General features: G+C 65.5%; 14 protein-coding genes and 1 pseudogene. All 15 read right to left on the bottom strand.

Going from position 1 to position 16,920, the window contains the following annotated elements; all coding sequences use genetic code 11:
- Nucleotides 1-47: 47 nt before the first annotated feature.
- The 15 genes and pseudogenes from SOM47_RS12800 to sctE all read right to left on the bottom strand — a co-directional run bounded on the left by SOM47_RS12800 (nt 48) and on the right by sctE (nt 16,893).
- The gene (locus SOM47_RS12800; protein WP_320505796.1) at nt 48-3,902 is read right to left on the bottom strand and encodes a translocation/assembly module TamB domain-containing protein; all 3,855 of its coding nucleotides are present in this window, start codon (nt 3,900-3,902) and stop codon (nt 48-50) included.
- Nucleotides 3,899-5,683, bottom strand: coding sequence for an autotransporter assembly complex protein TamA (locus SOM47_RS12805; RefSeq protein ID WP_192084987.1), 1,785 nt, complete (start codon nt 5,681-5,683; stop codon nt 3,899-3,901). The genes SOM47_RS12800 and SOM47_RS12805 overlap by 4 nt, the downstream gene beginning before the upstream one ends.
- Nucleotides 5,684-5,759: 76 nt before the next feature.
- Complete coding sequence (locus SOM47_RS12810) at nt 5,760-6,038, bottom strand: hypothetical protein (RefSeq protein ID WP_152620511.1); 279 nt, start codon at nt 6,036-6,038, stop codon at nt 5,760-5,762.
- The gene (locus SOM47_RS12815) at nt 6,035-6,745 is read right to left on the bottom strand and encodes a hypothetical protein (protein WP_042612012.1); all 711 of its coding nucleotides are present in this window, start codon (nt 6,743-6,745) and stop codon (nt 6,035-6,037) included. The genes SOM47_RS12810 and SOM47_RS12815 overlap by 4 nt, the downstream gene beginning before the upstream one ends.
- The gene (locus SOM47_RS12820) at nt 6,726-7,268 is read right to left on the bottom strand and encodes an OrgA/MxiK family T3SS sorting platform protein (protein WP_320505797.1); all 543 of its coding nucleotides are present in this window, start codon (nt 7,266-7,268) and stop codon (nt 6,726-6,728) included. Before SOM47_RS12820 ends, SOM47_RS12815 begins: the two co-directional genes overlap by 20 nt.
- A complete protein-coding gene (gene sctJ / locus SOM47_RS12825) occupies nt 7,261-8,034 on the bottom strand; it encodes a type III secretion system inner membrane ring lipoprotein SctJ (RefSeq protein ID WP_192084984.1) in 774 nt (257 codons plus the stop codon). The genes SOM47_RS12820 and sctJ overlap by 8 nt, the downstream gene beginning before the upstream one ends.
- 18 nt (nt 8,035-8,052) lie before the next feature.
- A complete protein-coding gene (locus tag SOM47_RS12830) occupies nt 8,053-8,343 on the bottom strand; it encodes a hypothetical protein (protein WP_042612015.1) in 291 nt (96 codons plus the stop codon).
- A 51-nt stretch (nt 8,344-8,394) separates the two neighbouring features.
- Entirely contained in the window at nt 8,395-8,703 is a 309-nt protein-coding gene (locus SOM47_RS12835; RefSeq protein WP_197974427.1) for an EscF/YscF/HrpA family type III secretion system needle major subunit, read from the bottom strand.
- 28 nt (nt 8,704-8,731) lie between these two features.
- Nucleotides 8,732-9,916: a PrgH/EprH family type III secretion apparatus protein gene (locus SOM47_RS12840; RefSeq protein ID WP_320505798.1), complete on the bottom strand. Its 1,185-nt coding sequence runs from the start codon at nt 9,914-9,916 to the stop codon at nt 8,732-8,734.
- Nucleotides 9,917-10,002: 86 nt separating this feature from the next.
- Nucleotides 10,003-10,386 (bottom strand): annotated as a pseudogene (locus tag SOM47_RS12845) (lytic transglycosylase domain-containing protein); the annotation flags it as partial.
- 203 nt (nt 10,387-10,589) lie between these two features.
- A complete protein-coding gene (locus tag SOM47_RS12850; RefSeq protein ID WP_192084982.1) occupies nt 10,590-10,823 on the bottom strand; it encodes a phosphopantetheine-binding protein in 234 nt (77 codons plus the stop codon).
- Complete coding sequence (locus SOM47_RS12855; RefSeq protein WP_152620512.1) at nt 10,820-12,724, bottom strand: hypothetical protein; 1,905 nt, start codon at nt 12,722-12,724, stop codon at nt 10,820-10,822. Before SOM47_RS12855 ends, SOM47_RS12850 begins: the two co-directional genes overlap by 4 nt.
- Before the next feature lie 12 nt (nt 12,725-12,736).
- Nucleotides 12,737-13,780: a hypothetical protein gene (locus SOM47_RS12860; protein ID WP_152620513.1), complete on the bottom strand. Its 1,044-nt coding sequence runs from the start codon at nt 13,778-13,780 to the stop codon at nt 12,737-12,739.
- 66 nt (nt 13,781-13,846) lie between these two features.
- Nucleotides 13,847-15,163: a hypothetical protein gene (locus SOM47_RS12865; RefSeq protein WP_320505799.1), complete on the bottom strand. Its 1,317-nt coding sequence runs from the start codon at nt 15,161-15,163 to the stop codon at nt 13,847-13,849.
- A 38-nt stretch (nt 15,164-15,201) separates the two neighbouring features.
- Nucleotides 15,202-16,893 carry a type III secretion system translocon subunit SseC family protein gene (gene sctE / locus SOM47_RS12870; protein ID WP_042612021.1) on the bottom strand — a complete coding sequence of 564 codons (1,692 nt, stop codon included), beginning with the start codon at nt 16,891-16,893 and terminating at the stop codon, nt 15,202-15,204.
- Nucleotides 16,894-16,920 lie beyond the last annotated feature (27 nt).

The raw sequence follows: 16,920 nt of genomic DNA on the forward strand, positions 1-16,920 counted from the left end.
CGCCGTTCTTTTCGCCTTTCATTTCCCGCCCATCGAACGCGATGCCGCTATTTTTCGCGGCGCCAGTTCAACGAGCCCCGGTTCTCCACCGTGCTCGATTCCACTTCGATATCGAAGCCGCGGCTGAGCAGGTACTTCAACGTCAGCACCGAACCGCTGCCGACCAGCGAAACGCCGTAGCCGACATACAACTTCGGCGAAATGAACTTGCCCACGCCCAGCACCGAGCCGCCAAGTGCGCGCGACTGGCTGACGCCTGCGTCATCCAGGCCCAGTTTCGCGCCGAGCTGCGAGGCAAGCAGGCCGCTGCCCGCCGACAAGGCCGCCGATGCGGCGTTGACCTGCTGGGTCTGGTCGCTGGTGGCACCGGTCAGGCTGCGGCCGAGCACCAGGTAACCGAGCGCCTCGGATTGCGACATGGACGGGTCCGACCACACCTGGGCGCGCGGCTGCATCGCGCGGCCGGTCACATCGATGCCGGCGGTGACATCGCCGATGCGACGTTCCGCGCGCAGGTTGATGCGTGGATCGGAGACCGGGTTGTAGTTCCAGGTCAGCTGGCCGCGGGTGATGGTCAGGTCCTGGCCATAAGCCTTGTAGCGGCCACTCACTTCCAGCCCGCCATTGGCGGTCATTTCGCGACCCGGCTTGGCCCATACCTGCATCTTGCCGGTCAACGCGCCCTTCAGGCCGAAACCGGCCATCTTGACGTTGTCGCCAAGGCTGACCGTCAGGTCCATGTCCAGCGGCGAGCTGGCCGTCTCTTCCGGATCCACCGGATCGAGCACCACCACATCCGAGGAGACCGAGGTACCGCGGTCGAGGCGTTCCAGGTCGATGTCGGCCTCCGGCACCAGCACCTCGCCCTTCAGCTGCATTGCGGTACCCGCCAAGGTGAAATCCAGGTTCGGGTTGGCCACCACGCGCAGTTCGCTGGTGTTGGACAACAAGACGTCCTCGCCGTGGATATGCAGCTGCAGCGGCTGCGCATCACCAAACCAGGAGAGGCCGCCATCGACATACAGCGTGCCCTTGCCGGAATTGGCCTGCGCGGTGATCTTCGCCGAGCCATCCGGTTGTGCGGTGAAGTTGCCCTTGCCCTGTTCAAACGTCAGGCCCAGAGCCGGGAATTCGCCCTTGAAGTCACTCAGCGTGGCCTCACCGCCCAGCAGCGGCTGGCTGCGGGTTCCACGCAGGCTCACGTGGCCTTCGATCAGGCCGGTCGGCCGCACGATATCCGGTGAGAACAGTTCCAGCCAGTACAGCCGCGCCATGTTGAGGTACAGCTCACCGTTCAACGGCGCGCTGGCATCCCAGCCGGTCTGCACTTTGGCATTGACGAAGCCGTTGCCCTGGAAGCCCATGCCGAGGAAACCGTCGATACGCGCCGGCGTCATGTCCAGCCTGATCGAAAACTGGTCGTACTTCAGCAGCTCGCCGCGGGCGTTGTCGCCCAGACGCACGCCGCCTTCGGCCGAACGCACCTCCACGTTGCCTTCCCAGGCATTGCCCCGCGGACGGATCTGCGCGTCCATCGTCACCTCGCCACGCAGGAAGATGCGACGCCCGGAGGTCGGCGGCAACCACGGCTGCACCAGGGTCAGCGGCAGCGCGTCGCCGCGCACCACCAGCCCGTCGCGCGGCCAGTTGGCATGCACGCACAGGGCACCACCGGTGGCCGGGGCCAGGCAGGTTTCGGTCAGGCTGTAGTTGCTGCCGTTGATCGCGAAATCCGAGGCGCTGCGCAGCACCCAGGGATCGCCCTTCTGTGGTGCCAGCCGCAGCGATTCAAGCGTGCCGCGCCACTGCTGGCCCTGCTGGCGGACACTGCCCTGCAGGTCCACCGCCCCCATCTCGTTGCGACCCTGCGCGGTCAAGCGCAGGTTGCTGACGCTCCCCTGCGCGTCCACGTTCAGGCTTTCCAGCAGCATCCCGGCGTTGACGTTGCGGCCCTGCAGCGCCAGCGTGCCGGTGTCGCCGCTCCACGGCAGGCGACCCTTCAGGCTGATCGCTTCGGCCGCGTAATCGTCCCAACGCAGGTTGCGGCCCACCAGGTCGGCGGTGATGTCCGGCGCATCCCGGCGCCCCTTGATCTGCACCGTGCCCTGCAGGCCGCCATCGGCACCCGGCAGCAGGTCACTGAGCTGCAGCGGTGCAAAGCGCGCGTCGATGTCCAGCCGGTCGCCGACCTTGCCCGATGCCGTGACCCGGCTCGCACCGACGGCCAACTTCAGCTGGCCTTCGCCCTGCTCGCCCTGCACCGCGAATCTGCCCTGCGCATCCACCGCACGCTGGCGCAACCTGCCCTTCAAGGAGGGCAGATCGACCGTTGCTTCGATAACGCCGGCGGTCCCCGGCGGTGCATTCGCCGGCACCGGCAGCTGGCGGCCGGTGCTGGCAAGATGGCCCGACAAGCGGCCGTCCCAGCCCGGCATGAAGTAGCCCGGATCGAACGCGTCGAGTGTCGCCTTGGCATCCCATTGCAGCTGCGGCGCCCAGGCCACGTTGCCTTCCACGTCGAGCGTGCCGCCGGGCGTGCGCGCCTGCAGCTGCTCGATGCGCGCCGCGTTCTCATTGCCGCGCACATCGAAATCCAACGCCGCCTTCTGGCCATCGCGCTCGATGTCGGCGGTGCCGATCGCCGCCCACGCCTGCAGCGTACCGGCCAGTCCCATGCGGGCTTCGCGCAACATCACCGGCACCGCGACACTGCCGGCGGTGTTGGGATCAGCAGCCGGGGTATACGTCAGGTCATTGGCGACGATGGAAAAATTGAGTTTCTGGTTGCCCTGCTCCCGGAAGTCGGCACTGCCCTTCAACCGCACCTGCCCACCGAACGCCTTCACCACCAGCGGCGATACATTCAGCACCTGGTCTTCCAGCTGCACCTTGGACGGGGCAAGCTCGATCTTCTGTTCGCCAAGCTGGGCGGTACCCTGCAGATCGGCACTGCCCCCCTTGCCGGACGCGGTGAAGTCCAGCGTCAGCGGCTCCAGCGTGGAGGCGCTCAGCGCCGGGGTCAGCAATCGCACGTCCAGCGCATCGGTGCTTACGCTGGCCTTCCAGGTGGGATCGGTGCGGCCGTCGAACACCAGCATCGCGCGCAGCGGCTTGGGTGCACGACCGGCCACGGCCACTTCCATATGCCCCAGGTTGCCGCGTGCCACCAGGCCCAGGCTGGCCGGCGTGCGGCCACGCGGCGCGGGCAGGATGGCGGTAGCGCTCAGGTCCGTGTCGTAATCATCGGACGGAATGTAATGGCCGTTGATGCGGACATTGCCCATGTCGCTGTCCACCAGCAACTGGTTGGCCTTGAACTCGCCGTTGGCGATTTCCAGTCCACCGCCGATGCGCGCGATGTCGATGGTCGGCTCGCCGCCGGTGGTGACGCGCAGCCCATTGACCTGGATGAAGTCGGCCTGGATGGCCAGGGGCATCTCGATCTGCGGCAGCGAGTCCGGCCATGACGGCAGCTCGAAGGGCTCTTCGCTCTTGGCCAGGTTCAGCGTGGCATTGTCCAGTTCCAGCCGGTCCAGCATCAGCTTGCGGCCCAGCAGCGGACGCAGGTCCGGCTCCAGGTGTGCGCGATCGGCGTGGAAGTGGATGTCGTTGTAACGGAAATCGACGTTGTGCAGGGTGAGCGGTCCGGCCACCGGACCTTCGGCCTTGTCCCATGTGAAACTGGCACCGGCCGGCAGGCGCGCGATCACCTGGGCCAGCAGCACATCGCGGCCGGCGACGGTCTGCAGCAACCAGTACAGCGCCAGCAGGCCAACCAGCACCAGGCCAAGCACGCCCACGCCGGACCACGCCCAGAAACGACGACGGCGGTAGAAGCGCCGGCGTGGCACGGGGGCCTGCGCGTTGGGTGCGTTCGGCGGGGTCGGGGGCGGCGTGCTCACAGGTCAGCTCCGATGTTCAGGTAGATCTGGAACTGTGAGTCCGGATCGTTCAGGCCATGGGCGATGTCCACGCGTACCGGGCCGACCGGCGACTTCCAGCGCACGCCGAAACCCACACCGGTGTGCAGGTCGATGGTGTTGTCGAAGGCGCTGCCGGTATCGACGAACACCGCCGCGCCCCACGGCCCATCATTGAAGTAATGCTCGTATTCGGCCGAGCCCACCACCAGGTGCTTGGCACCGAGGGCGAACTTGTCCGGTTCAGGCGTTCGCGGCCCCACTTCACGCCAGGCGTAGCCGCGGATGCTGCGGTCACCGCCGGCGAAGTAGCGCAGGCTGGGCGGCATCGCGACCAGGTCACTGGTCCAGGTGGTGCCGCCTTCACCGCGCAGGATCAGGCGATTGGTCTGTCCCAGTGGCACGTACCAGCGCAGCACCATGTTGGCCTGCACGAAGCTGGTGTCCGAGCCGGCGCCTTCCACGCCACCGCGCATCGTCGCGCTGCCGCTGATGCCACTGCGCGGGAACAGGCGGTCATCGACGTTGACGTAGTCCGCCGCGATCTGCGGATAGACCAGGGTGGAGTACTGGTAGACCGCATCGGTGAACTCGGTTCCCGATGCATAACCCCATCGCTCGCGCAGCGCGTTGATCGATGCGGTGGCCGTCCAGAATTCGTTGATCTGCCCGCTGCGGCTGGCGATCAGTTTCAGGTTGCGCAGGTCGATGTAATCGGTCTGTTCGTCGTAGGCGCTGGCGGCGAACGTATACCAGCCGTCGAGCCAGCGGAAGGCCGGGATCCGATAGCTTGTAGTAAGACTTTTACGCTTCTGGGCATAGTCCAGCTGCGTGTTCATCTTGTGCCCGCGGCTGTTGAGCCAGCGCCGCTCCAGGCCGCCACGCACACCGGCGCCGCTCTCGCTGCCATAGCTCAGGCCGGTGGTGTAGATGCTGCGCTTGGCACGGGTCAGGTTGACGTCCACCGGCACATTGCCGTTCTCGTCGGCTTCTTCCGGCTTGGGCTGGATGTCGATGGTGCTGAAGTAATCCAGCTTGGTCAGCGATTCGCGCAGCCGGTCCAGCTTGCCCTCGTGGAAATAGCTGCCCTCTTCCCAATACACCAGCGGATCGAACAGCTTGTCGACGAAGTAATTCTGCTTGAAGGTGATCGGGCCCATGTTGTAACGGCGCCCACTGTCCCAGGCGAGGTCGATATCCGCCGCATTTTCCGCGCGGGTGACCTGTACCTGGTGCTGGGTGTAATCGGCATCGAAATAGCCGCGCTCGGCCAGTCGCCGGGTCACGGTGATCTTGCTCGCTTCGTACAACGTATGTTCAAAAGCGTCACCCTTGCGCGGCCTGAACGCCTCCAGATCATCCTGCAGGTAACGGTCGTACATGGCCGGGCCGGTGATCTCGATGTGGTCCTCGCGGACCCGTACCGGCTCGCCCTTTTTCACATCGATCACCACGCGCAGGGTCTCGCCCGTACGGGGCGCCTCGACGGTGATGGTCGGGTTGTAGAAACCGAACGGCTCCAGCGCCTCGCGGGTCTGTCGTTCGGCCTGTGACAGCAGATACTCCAGCCGGGATTCTCCCTGCACTTTGCCGATCGTGTCGAAAAGCGTCAGCGAGACCTGGATGTTTTCGATGATCTCGGCGTCGTCGCCCTTGTCCAACCCACGGATATCCACTTTTTCGATAGTGCCTCGCGCATGCGCTGAAGCGATGGAGAACAGGGCCAGGCAGGCCAACGGCAGGGTCGATTTCATGGGCGGCATCCCCACAGCATAGCCGGGGGCGGCGGCATCGGGAATGAAGAGAACGACTTCGCCGCGCCCTGCCCGGGCCTGGCGGTCAGATGTCGATGGTGAGGGGAGGATTGCCGGTTTCTTCTACCTCACCGAAAACCAGCATTTGCTTGAAGATCAGCATGGCCCAGTCACTGACCAGCTGATCCATCAGGTTCACCGGCTCCGGCAGCGGCACCAGATTGTCCTGCGTGGACTTGATAGTGGGCTCGGTGGGGACAGCCATCCTGCGCTGGGCGAGCACACGATCGGCCAAGCCGATTGCGCCGCCTGTTTCATGGGGGCCGACGGCCATTGATGTTGCGTACGGATCTATGGGATTCATTGCGTCTCCATTTGTGTGTCACCGAGTCGAGCGAAGCCGCGTACCTGTGCGGCGGAGTCCAGTGCATCCAGCACGCCGCTGCTGTACTGGCTGGCGAGCGCGTTGAGGCGGTCCTGCACGCCGGGCAACGCCCGGGCCAAGGCGAGTTCCACGTCCTCCAGCAGGCTGCCCTGCAGGTCCAGCTCCCATGCCAGCGGGCCCAATTCAAGCAGCGGGCGTTCGCGATCAGCCGGGCGGACATCAAGCGCCTGCAGGCGTGGGTGGTCTCGCAAGGCCTGCAACAAGGCCTCCTGCTCACGGGGCACGTGCAGCACCGCCTGCGTGTCGGCACCGGCCTGCGCCATGCGATGGGCGAACGCGGTGCAGATGGGCTCCACCACGACATCCGGTGCAGCATTCATCGACAGCAGGGCGGCCTGCACTTCATCGCGCACCGCTGCTGCCAGCACTACCTGCTGCTGCTGCATGCCGTCAATGACGTTCTGCAAGGCACCCAGCGCGTACAGCACGCCGTCGCGGTAGCCCTCGAACGCAGCGGTCGCACGCAGTTCACGCGCATCCAGCAGGGCCTGTTCACGTTCCTTGGCTATCTGCCGTCGAGCAAATGCCTGCACGCGGGCGAGATCGATGCCCTGCTGGACGCTGGATGCCTGTATGACATCGTCGACGGCGCGCGCCAGCAGGCTTTCAGGATAGGTCTGCAGCATGGTTCCAGGCACTCAGGAAACAGGTCATGTCAAAAGGGGGCGGAGCGTCCAGGACCGCTGCCGGCACAACCGGCAGGCCGGCGAACCACAGCGCGAGCCGGGCGTGCAGCCAGTCCGGCAGGTGCGCGCGCAGGCCGTGCTGCAGCTGCCCCCCCCCCCAGGCCAGCAACAGCTCAGACGTAGGCGGAGCAGGCCAACAGGCGGATGTCTCCGGCCATCCCAGACGCAGGAAAGCATGCAGGGCCGGCGGCTGGCTGGGCAGCCAGCGTGCCCCCAGCACATGCCTGCGGTGGCGGGCGCAGGCGAGCAACCACGCCGTTGCCGGTACCCGCCGCCAGGCTCGGATCATCCTGTCCGCCAACGGGCCGGAGGCAGTGCGGGAAGGCGGCGAGGGCAGCCCGTGGGTCTGGCAGATCCATCGGTTCAAGGCACTGCGCTGGGCCGCCACGCGGGGCAGCTCCAGCGCCAACCAGGGCCGGTAGTAGCTGATCGGATCGTGCAGGATGCCCAGCCGGTCATGCATGGGAGGGGCCGTCCGCTGCCCTGCCCCTGCGCAGGATGCGGTCACGCATGCCGACAGCACGCGGGTCGCCCCGCCGCAGCAACCAAGCCGCCGCCACCACGATCAGTGCCAGCAGCAACAACGCCACGGCCAGCAGCATCCAGGTCGGGGTCGTTTCCTCGGCCGGGGTTACCGCCAGGCTGCGCGGCTCGGCTGCGGGCGTCAGCACGACCGATACGTTGTCATATGCGACATCGACGAAAGCGTTGCGTAGGAACCGCTTCGCGGTGACCAGCAGAACCGCCTGGTCGATATCGCGTGCATGTGCCAATACGGCCGCCACGTGCATGGCCGGTGGCTTGCGCTGCTGCAGGCTGCCCTCGGTGGGCCCGGCGTCGTAGCTCACATGTACGCGTGCGCTCTTCACGCCGAGCAGGGTGGTCAACGACTCTTCCAGCCGCTGCTCGATCGCCGACAATAGACGCGCCCGTTCGGCCAATGGCGTGCTGACCATCGTATCGGCAGGGAACAGCGTGGCAATCTGCATCCGGGGGGTGGAAGGCAGGCCCTTCAACTGCACCAGATCGATGGCCTCGGCCAGGTCTGCCGCACTCACACGGACCACGAAGCCGGCCTTGCCCTGCGGGCGTTTCTCAGCGGGAATATTATGGTGCAGCAGCGCAGCCATCACCTCGTTCGCCTGGCGCTCGTCCAGCGATTGCAGCAGTTCGGATCGTGCACAACCCGCCAGCAGCAGGCAAAGGGCAACCGCCGTCACACGACGCATGAGAAAGCAACTCATCGTTCAACTCTTCAGCAGCGTTTCAGCGGCCTTGGTCATATGGCTGGTAACCGCCGCGCCGAACGAGATCGTCTTGATGTACGCCTCTTGGCGCAGTTGCAGTGCGTAGATGCTGTCAGGGTCGCTGGCCACGGCGGGGTTGTTGGCCGCTGCGAGAATGCCGGCACGTTCCTGCCCGGCCCACACGTAAGCTTCGGCCAGTGCGGTATTGAAATGATCTGAAAGCGGAACGGGCACACCGTCGACCGGTTTGACGCCGAGTCCGGCGGCGGAAAGGGGGGCAATGCTGATCATGGAAAATCCTTGCGGCGAAAGTCGGCCCCTGCGGTGCAGGGGCCGATGAACTCAGGCCAGGTTGCGAATGACGGACTTGCTCTGGTCGGTCAGGCTTTTGGTCGAATTGGACTGCAGCATCCGGTACATGTTGTATTCGGAAAGCGCGCTCTGGTATTCGGCAAGCAGTTCGGGGCTGCTGGGCTTGGCGGCCAAAGCGTTGAATGCCTTATCGAGAAGGGCCTTCAGGTCATTGACGCCTTTGTTGAAGGATCGGGAGTGATTACTCATCCAGCCGTCCCACCTGCTGGCATCACCGCCCGCCTCCGGTGGATCGCCCCATCCGTAACTGGGTACCACGGGCTTGTTCATGTCGCTCATCGTTTATCTCCGTTGTGACAGCGTGTAATCAAGGCGCGGCATGACGATTAGCGGCGCCGGCGTAGTCCCAGCGCCCGCTGCCAACCGACAGCAGCTGGCCTGGGGAATAGCGATAGGACCGCCCCTGCAGCAGGTCGTCCCACAGCTGCGGCGCAACGCTTATGCGGCGCGTGCCCCAGCGTTGATGGAACATCCGCGCGGCACCCGCCATCGCGTTCAGCCCGGCATCGTCGAGGAACACGTCGTTGACCACGCTGACCCGTTGACCGCGGGGCTCCGTTCGCGTGCTGATACCCAGTACCGCCAGTTCCTGACGGGCCAGCGCCAGCAGTGCCTGGTCGCTGATGGTCGATACCTGCGGCTGCACCACATACGGCGCCTGGGCGGCAAGCAGCGTGGCGACCTGTGCGCTGCGGGCGGTTGTCATTTGGCCACTGAGCACCACCTCCGGTCGCGCCGGGTCATCCAGGCGGACCACCACCAGCTCCACGCCGGAGCTGACAAGGACCTGCTCCAACCGCAGCGCCTCCTGGGGACGCAGCAGGTGCACATCATTGCGGCGCTGCGCACGGCGACTGGCACGCTCACCCCAGGCACGCGCGGCGGGGCTGTCACTGAAAGCATAGAGACGGCCGTCGTGGCCCGCGGCGATCGCATAGTCCACGGGAGCAGACGCCAACACGGCGGCCAGTCCGCGCACGCGTGCTTCAGGTTGATGCTGCCAGTAGAACCATGCCGCCGTCGTGGCTACCGCCAGCAGTACCGTGATACCCAACAGCAGCGCGCCACGCCGCCGCATGGGCACCGGACGGGCGTTCGCTGGATCGACCGGATATTCAACCGGCAATGCAGGTGCTGCGAAGGTCTGTACATCGGCCGACCACTCCGCAGAAGCTTCGCGAACGGCGAAATGGATGCCACCGGCCTGCAGCGGGCGCTGCAGCGTCATCGGCCGCCAGGCCCAGGGCGTCTGATCGTTCGAACGCTCGCCCAGTTGAAGGCCGGGGTCGTCCGCAGTACATCTTATGGCGAAGGCGGCCGAAGGCAGGTCCGCCGGTATGAAATACGCCGCCTCGCTGTCACCCAGCAGCTGCTCGGCGCGGCCATTGGCCAGATCGTCCTGCGGGCCCACGTGGAACACCGTTTCACCCTCTGCTACGGCGTACTCGACGCCGTGCAACGTCCCGGCCAGGATTTTCAGAACATACGACATGGGATTCAACAGACAATGACGTGCCGTGGTTGGCTGACGGCTATTCTCTGCGCGGTTGCAGCAGATCGATATCAGAAGAACTGCAATTATTCGGCGCGGAGTTTCCTGAGCCACTGCGCCTCGTAACGCCTGACAGACCGCACATACGCTTGCGTTTCGGCAAAGGGTGGAATCTGGTTGCCATGGCGACGCACACTGCCCTCGCCCGCGTTGTAAGCGGCCAATGCCAGATCGATGTCGTGGTTGAAGTGGCGCAGCAGCCACGCCAGGTAGGCTGCCCCTCCGCGCAGGTTCTGAGCGGGATCAAATCGATCCTGCACGCCGAAACGCCGCGCGGTGCCTGGCATCAGCTGCATCAGGCCGGCAGCCCCGGCACGCGAGACGGCCGCTGGATTGAACGCGGACTCCTGCTGCACCACCGCCCGCAGCAGACTGGGGGCGACGCCGCTCTCCATCGCAGCGCGATCAATCAATTCGCTGACCGTGCTTTCAAGGCGCGGTGCCGATACCGGGCGATGCGGTGGCGACGGCGCATGGGGATCGAAGCGGTGCAGCCCCGCAGCGGGCGCTGCGGAAACGATCAACCTGCCGTCGGCGGACAGTCCTGCGTGGAAGCTGTGTGCCTGTGTAACCGTGCTGGCGCCGAGCATTACGCCCAGCGCCAGCAATGGCCTCATTCCACGCCGCATGTGGCCAGTGCAATAGCCGATTCAAGATCGGCCACTGTCTTGATCTGCGCCAGCATCGGCGCGGTGATGACCACGCCGAGTTGGCTTTCGATGCATACCAGCAGATCAGCCACTTCCAGCGAATCCATGCCAAGGTCTTCATGAAGCCGGTCGCTCGGGGCGATGCTCCGGGCGATGGAGGCAGGAATGACCAGGGAGATGAGCTGATTCAGATTCACTGCGACGTACTCGCGCTGCGCTCAGGGATGGGCGCGGGCTCGGGCAACCCGGGTTCCCCAAAGTGCTTGCGTAGGGCCTTCACGTCCCATTGCACCTTGACCCGACCGAGCGTCGTAGCGGTGCCTGCACCAGACGATGCCTGACCAGCCTCTTCCGCTGCTGGCGCAACGGCCAGCGGCACGGCTCCCGCAACGTTGTTGCGCGTGCTTTCGCCGAAGGCCAGGAAGGTCGAGTCCACTGTAGCGCCGGGCCTGATCGGTGCCTTCATGTATGGATTGATCGCAGCGAGGTGCTCGGTGTTCGTGCGGGTGTACTGCGTGATCGGGACATTGCCCTTTCGGTAATCATCAAAGTCGATTTGTGCGGAGAGGTCCTGTACAAATCTCGCTGCGGGTGCGAGGGTTCTCCGCAGTCCGAATCCTTCCACGTCACGGCGTTGCCGTACCTCTTCGAGCAGCCGGTTGAACATCTCCCTGTTCAGCCCCTCCGGAAGGCGCGGCATGTGGTCTCGAACCGCTGGCGGGTTGGGATTCCCAGGCGGCGGTGGCGGTGGCGGTGAAAAGGCCTGCTGGGCAGTGGCCTGCTCGACGTGCCTGTCCTCGTCTACTCTGTCAGCCACGGGGACACGGACGATCGCGCGTTGTTCAGTGTGCACGACCGGGCGTTCAACGGGCTGTTCCTCGCGGGATGCCAGCCGTTCGAAGGCGGGCTCGGATCGCAATGGCATCGTCGGCCACTCGATCTTCGCGTTTCCGAAGTTCTTGCCGCGGAAGCCGTTGTTGTTGCCGTTGTTGTTGCCGATGTTGCCGATATGGATAGGCGGCAGCACGCCCTGCAGTGCCTTGAGAATGCGCGCCACATCGGCTATCGGGTCTGCCGTGGGCCGCACGGCTGTGGGCGGAGCGGCATCGCGCTCGTTGGCCGGTGGACGGGCGGGCTTTTCCGCCGATTCGATCAAGTTGGGCAGCAGTTCGGCAACGTGCAGAAGCTCCTGGCCGGTAGCGGAGTCCAGTAGGCCCTTGTATGCCGAGAATCCCTGCACGTTCAGCAGCTCGGCCAGCCTGCCACGCAGTTCACCCGCGCAGACGCCCGGATTCTTGCGGGCCATCGTGTCCAGGATCGCCGGGGCCATGTCCTTGAGCAGGCGATCACGCACCTGCTGCGGCCCGATCTTCGCGATACTGTCCTTGATGCAGGCCTCCAGCGCCTTGCATTCCTCGTGCGAGCGGTGACCGAATGCCTTGTAGTTACCGGAGTAGTCACCTTCCGCTCGCTTGATGTAGCAACGAAGCGCCTCCTCCAGGGCTGCTACCACCTGCGCATGCTCGCGCACTTCCGGCATGGACAACAGACGACAGGCATCGATGATCGCCCGGCCGCCCGCGCTGCGCTCGCTGTCCAGTACGGCCCTGATGATGTCGGCCGACGTCTTCAGGTCACCCAGCACCGCGCGGGTATGCGTCTCACGTGGCGACAACGCAGTACGTACCTGCTCCGGGTCATAGAGATGGCTGACCTGCAGCGTGCCGCCTGCGATGGTACGGGCATCCGCCACGCGTGCATCCAGACCGCCCCACTCGTTGAGCAGCGGCGCCAGCGATGTGCCCACTGCCAGCACGTGGGCGGCACAGGGACCTGCAGGACGTGGTGCGTTGTCCAGCGGGTTGGAACGTGCGAGCGGCGCGCGGTAGGCCGCCCGGTTGATGTCGTCACCATCCGGGTCGAGGCGACCACTCCCGCTGCTGCTGATGCTGCTGAGCGAGGTATTGCTTGGCCACCTTGGCGGGCTCGGACAGTTACCTACATTTTCCGGTACGAAGGCCTTGGTTTTTGCCGATGGCTCCATGTGCAAGGATTGAAAGCGCGCTGACGTCGCCGGTGCTAACTGAGCTGTTGGCATGTTCTTCTCCTGTCATCCGCCAATGTTTCTGATGGCCGCCATGTTGCCCTCGTTCATCGTCTCGATACTGCTGCTGAGCACCTTCTGCAGGGTGTCCCACAGGCGCAGCAGCTGCTGGTACTTTTCCGGGAACGCGCGATTGAGCTGATTGAACGCTTCCAGCGCGCTTTCCTTGCTGGACATCAGCGTGCTGAGTTCGGTTGCCGACAGCTTGGTTTTCCCTTCGAAGACTTCCCTGAGGGATGTCACCAGAGCGGGATTCACACCCACCTGGTAGGTTGTCTCGACCCACGGAGGGGGGCCCAAGTGCCAGGTTTTCAGCGTGAGGACCGTCAGTCCATTAAGGCCGCCCAGCTCTTGCAGGAATGCCTTGGCTTCGTCTTCGGTTTTGAATACCGGGCCGAGGCCCTTGCTGGCCAGCGCGTTCTCGATCTCCGCCAGCGCCTGGACCAGAGCGTCAAAGTCCACCTCGACGTTGCCGTCTTTGTCCGGCTTCCCCAGTGCGCCGTCGGCAGACAACAGGAGCATGGCCTTGTTGATCCTGGCAAAGATCGCGACATACTCGGAGAGCGCATCGCCGAACTTCTTCACCCACTCCGTATCCAGCTGTCCCAGCAGCGCGGCGATCCTTTCGAAGAACTCGCGGTTGGATTCGCCTATCGCTGCATCTTCCTGCAGTGTGTCGCCCAGCAGGCCCGAAGCAAGGTCGCGCACCTGCGCGACGATCCGCGCGGCGTCGGGATCACCGGCGTCGGCAGCGTCCGGCAGCGCCGTGCTGACGAGGGCCTGCAGTATGCTGGCCTGTTGGTTTGCCAGCCACATTTCATCCTTGCGCAGTGCGTGCAGATACAGCGCCTGCTGATCGGCCACAGCGCCCGGCAGCGTGCCCGCCGCGCGCTGTCGCAGGTGCTGCAGGAGCGCCGAGCCGGCGGCATGGGACCGCAACGCAGGCAGATCCTCGTTATCCGTCTCTATGGGGGTCTGCTTGCCCACGGTGCCGAGGGCCGGCAAGCGCATGACAGGCGGATACACCGCGGGTGTCGAAGTTTCGATCATGATGATTTCCTTGCAGAAGGGCGCCACGCAGGGCGGCGCTTGTGATCAGGGGAGCAGGCGGCAGTGTCAGTGCTTCATGTTGCCGACCATGTGATCGGCCGTCTGTTTGTTGTCCTGGCCGCGATTTCCGTAAGCGCTGAACAGCGCGCGTTCGGCCTCGCTGGTCTTGCTCACTTCCTGCTGGGTGCGGCCGCCGACGTCCAACTCGATATCCTTGTTGACGCGATCCTTTTCGGCATCCACCGAATGCCCGGTCGATTCCAGATCCAGCGGCGAGCCGGCGACCGCGCCGGCGCCGTTGCTGGTCTGGACGACCGCATGGCTGGCATTGGTCATCACGCCCAGCTTGGTGGTATCGATGGCGTGAGCCGTGCTCTGGCCCGAGGCGATTTCCTGCAGACCCTGCGATTCCTGGCGCAGGGCAGCCAATTGCGCCGGCGTCGCTGACGAACCGGCCGGCGCCGTGTTCAAGTTCTCCGCCAGCGTTACATTGTGCTGGTCGGCCTTGATCTCGTTGTTCTGGGCGCCCACCTTGTTGGCGCGCAGGCTGGCCACGCCCTTGGCCGCCGCCACGCCACCCATCGCGACGCCGCCACCCGCCACCGCCGCACCCACCGCCAGCACGACGATTTTCGCGGTCTGCGTGGCCTTGGCACTTTTCACCATGCTTTGGCCCATCGCCTGCACCGATTGCGCGGCCAACTGGACCATGGCCACGGCCTGTCGGCGCTGGCCGACATTCATCTGCATCAGTATCTCGACCAGCAGCAGCACGTAGGCCATCCGGGTATCGAGCTCCATCCGCAGTGGCAGCTGTTCCGGCGGCACGGTGTGTGCGTCGTCCAACACCTCACGCAGGCCCGGCGCATCGGCCAGGACGTCGTTGACGAATTCCAGCGTTGCAGGTCCGACCTTCGCCGTACCCGCAGGCGCCGAATGCTGCGCCGCCATGGGTTGGGCCCGCTCGTCCTGCGCGCTCGCCAGCCCGACCAGGGCCTGCGCCTGTGCCATCACCGCGCGCATCGCGGCGGCGTCGGTCCGTTGCGCCGCGCCGCCCGCGGCTGCCAGCGCTGCTGCCATCCGGTGCAGCGTCACGAAGGCCTCTGCGGTGGCGCCAGGCACCATCGCCGGGTGTTGACCTGCCATCTGCGGCAACAGCGCGGAAAGCTGCGCCGCATCCAGCGCGGTGGCGCCGGGCGCGGTCAGTTCGGGCGAAACGCGCAGGCGCCTGCCCTGCGCACCTTTGCCCAGCGATTGGCTGAGCCGCTCTGCGGCACGCTGTGCCTGCGCCTGATCCAGGTCAGCGGGAGCATGCGCGCTGGGCAGTTCCTGCAGGGATCGCAGCAGCGTGCTGGGTGCGGTAGGAGAAATGCTGATAGTCATTGGAGTGATTCCTGTCTGTTGAAGCGCCGCCGAGAGACTCAGGCGCGGCTGCGGATATGGGCAACGATGCTCGTGGCGGTTTCAGCGCGGTCGTCGGCGACCTCTGTCATCCGCACCAGCAGGTCCAGCGCCGTACGGTGTTGCAGCGCGACGGCCTCGCCGAGCTTGCGCAGCATGTCCAGCAGTACTTCATTGCCGAACAGGCTTTCCTGGATCTGCGCGAGCAGCTTGGTGGCCTCCAGCATGATGCCGGCCACCACCAGCTGCCCGGCGTTCTGGGTGATCTGTCCGATGGCACCGGCGGCCTGCGCGACGAACTGCAGGATCCGGCTGCCCTGCTCAACCAGGCGCGCCGCCGTCAAACCGGAATCGGCCGCCGCCTTCGCCGCAACCACGGCGCCGGCCGCCGTGCGCCCTGCCGCGGCAATGTTGCCGGTCACCAGCATCACCGCCACGATGGCCACGATCACCACGACGGTGGCGGTGATCGCACCAATCTGTTTGGCTACGTCTTCGGGCACCCCAAAGGCGATCAGCGCCTTGGAGATCACGTTGCCGAGGCCTTCGATGGTCTTGCCGACGACCGAGAATCCGGTGGTCATCCCTACGATGCTGTCCACGGTGAGCATCATGCCCATCACCCCAGCGGCGACCAGCGCGACGTTGCCATGCAGCGCGCCGACCACGATGGCGCCGATGCTGGCGATCGCACCCACCGCCGCACCGATCCAGCCGAAGATCTTGCCGGCGCATCCGGTTTTCTTCTCTGCATCGCGCGCCCGCTGCACCTCTTCCTCGTGCTTGCGGATCTTCTCCAGCTCTATCTCACGGCGCATTTCGATCCACGTCATCGTGAACTCGGCCGTCGCCTTCATCCCCGAATCGGTCATCTCGGACATCAACCTGCTGAGCATTCCCATGATCAGCTGCAAGGTGCTGGTGGGGTCCAGCTTCTTCTGCCGTCCCGGGTCCACGCCCAGTGGCTGTCCGGCATTGAATGCGTCCGCCTTGGCCTGCTCTGCGTCCAGGTCGCCCAGTGCCTGGTCCAGCGCGCTGGCGGCCTCGATGAGATCGCGCCCGGCGGCCTCCAGGCGGCTCTGGGTCCGCTGCAGCGCAGCCTGTGCCAAGCCCAGCTCGGCCTGTTTGGCCGCATGGGCGGGATCATCCGGGTCCAGCGCCTCCAGCTCGGCGCGCAGCCGCAGGACTTCTTCCTTGGCCGCGTTCAAAGCGCCTTCCTGCGCCCCCACTTCGGCGGCCGCCGCATCGGCGAGGCCCTGGGCGGCCACGGCCGCATCCAGCGCAGCCTGCAGTCTGGCCGCCAGCGCGCCGCCGTGCGCCACACGCGCGCTCAACTGGACGCGATGCATGTCCAGCCGCTGCCGCAGCGATTGCAGGCTGGCGTCGCCCAGGGTGGCCTGCAGCGTGCTCATCAGCAGGGTCATCGTCGCCTCGGGGCTCAGCCGCTGGGCACCATCGCCCACGGCACGATGCACGCGCGCCATGTCCGGTTGGCGCAGGGCCATCGGGTCATTGGGCTTGAACGTTTGGCCATCGGCCTGCGGCGAGGCGGATTCAAATGCAGCGAACAGGTCCGCCTCGATCCTGGCCAGTTGTGCCTCGGTGATCGGGACGCCGAACCCCTGAGCGGCGCGGAGGGTGCTTTCATGGCCGGTCGTGCGCAACACCAGCGGTGTGCGATGAGCCGGCATGGCAAGGAGCAGATCGCTCATGGGAGAATCCTTGTGCGGTTGGGCCCT

Origin of the sequence: Stenotrophomonas sp. CFBP8980 (genome assembly GCF_034046095.1) — a bacterium.
Taxonomy (GTDB): domain Bacteria; phylum Pseudomonadota; class Gammaproteobacteria; order Xanthomonadales; family Xanthomonadaceae; genus Stenotrophomonas; species Stenotrophomonas lacuserhaii.

What these genes read in the sequence shown, in the direction of transcription:
- SOM47_RS12840 (WP_320505798.1), bottom strand. Translation starts at nt 9,916, where the DNA reads ATGTCGTATGTTCTGAAAATCCTGGCCGGGACGTTGCACGGCGTCGAG.
- SOM47_RS12835 (WP_197974427.1), bottom strand. Translation starts at nt 8,703, where the DNA reads ATGAGCGACATGAACAAGCCCGTGGTACCCAGTTACGGATGGGGCGAT.
- SOM47_RS12830 (WP_042612015.1), bottom strand. Translation starts at nt 8,343, where the DNA reads ATGATCAGCATTGCCCCCCTTTCCGCCGCCGGACTCGGCGTCAAACCG.
- sctJ (WP_192084984.1), bottom strand. Translation starts at nt 8,034, where the DNA reads ATGCGTCGTGTGACGGCGGTTGCCCTTTGCCTGCTGCTGGCGGGTTGT.
- SOM47_RS12855 (WP_152620512.1), bottom strand. Translation starts at nt 12,724, where the DNA reads ATGCCAACAGCTCAGTTAGCACCGGCGACGTCAGCGCGCTTTCAATCC.
- SOM47_RS12805 (WP_192084987.1), bottom strand. Translation starts at nt 5,683, where the DNA reads ATGCCGCCCATGAAATCGACCCTGCCGTTGGCCTGCCTGGCCCTGTTC.
- SOM47_RS12815 (WP_042612012.1), bottom strand. Translation starts at nt 6,745, where the DNA reads ATGCTGCAGACCTATCCTGAAAGCCTGCTGGCGCGCGCCGTCGACGAT.
- SOM47_RS12810 (WP_152620511.1), bottom strand. Translation starts at nt 6,038, where the DNA reads ATGAATCCCATAGATCCGTACGCAACATCAATGGCCGTCGGCCCCCAT.
- SOM47_RS12865 (WP_320505799.1), bottom strand. Translation starts at nt 15,163, where the DNA reads ATGACTATCAGCATTTCTCCTACCGCACCCAGCACGCTGCTGCGATCC.
- SOM47_RS12860 (WP_152620513.1), bottom strand. Translation starts at nt 13,780, where the DNA reads ATGATCGAAACTTCGACACCCGCGGTGTATCCGCCTGTCATGCGCTTG.
- SOM47_RS12820 (WP_320505797.1), bottom strand. Translation starts at nt 7,268, where the DNA reads ATGCATGACCGGCTGGGCATCCTGCACGATCCGATCAGCTACTACCGG.
- sctE (WP_042612021.1), bottom strand. Translation starts at nt 16,893, where the DNA reads ATGAGCGATCTGCTCCTTGCCATGCCGGCTCATCGCACACCGCTGGTG.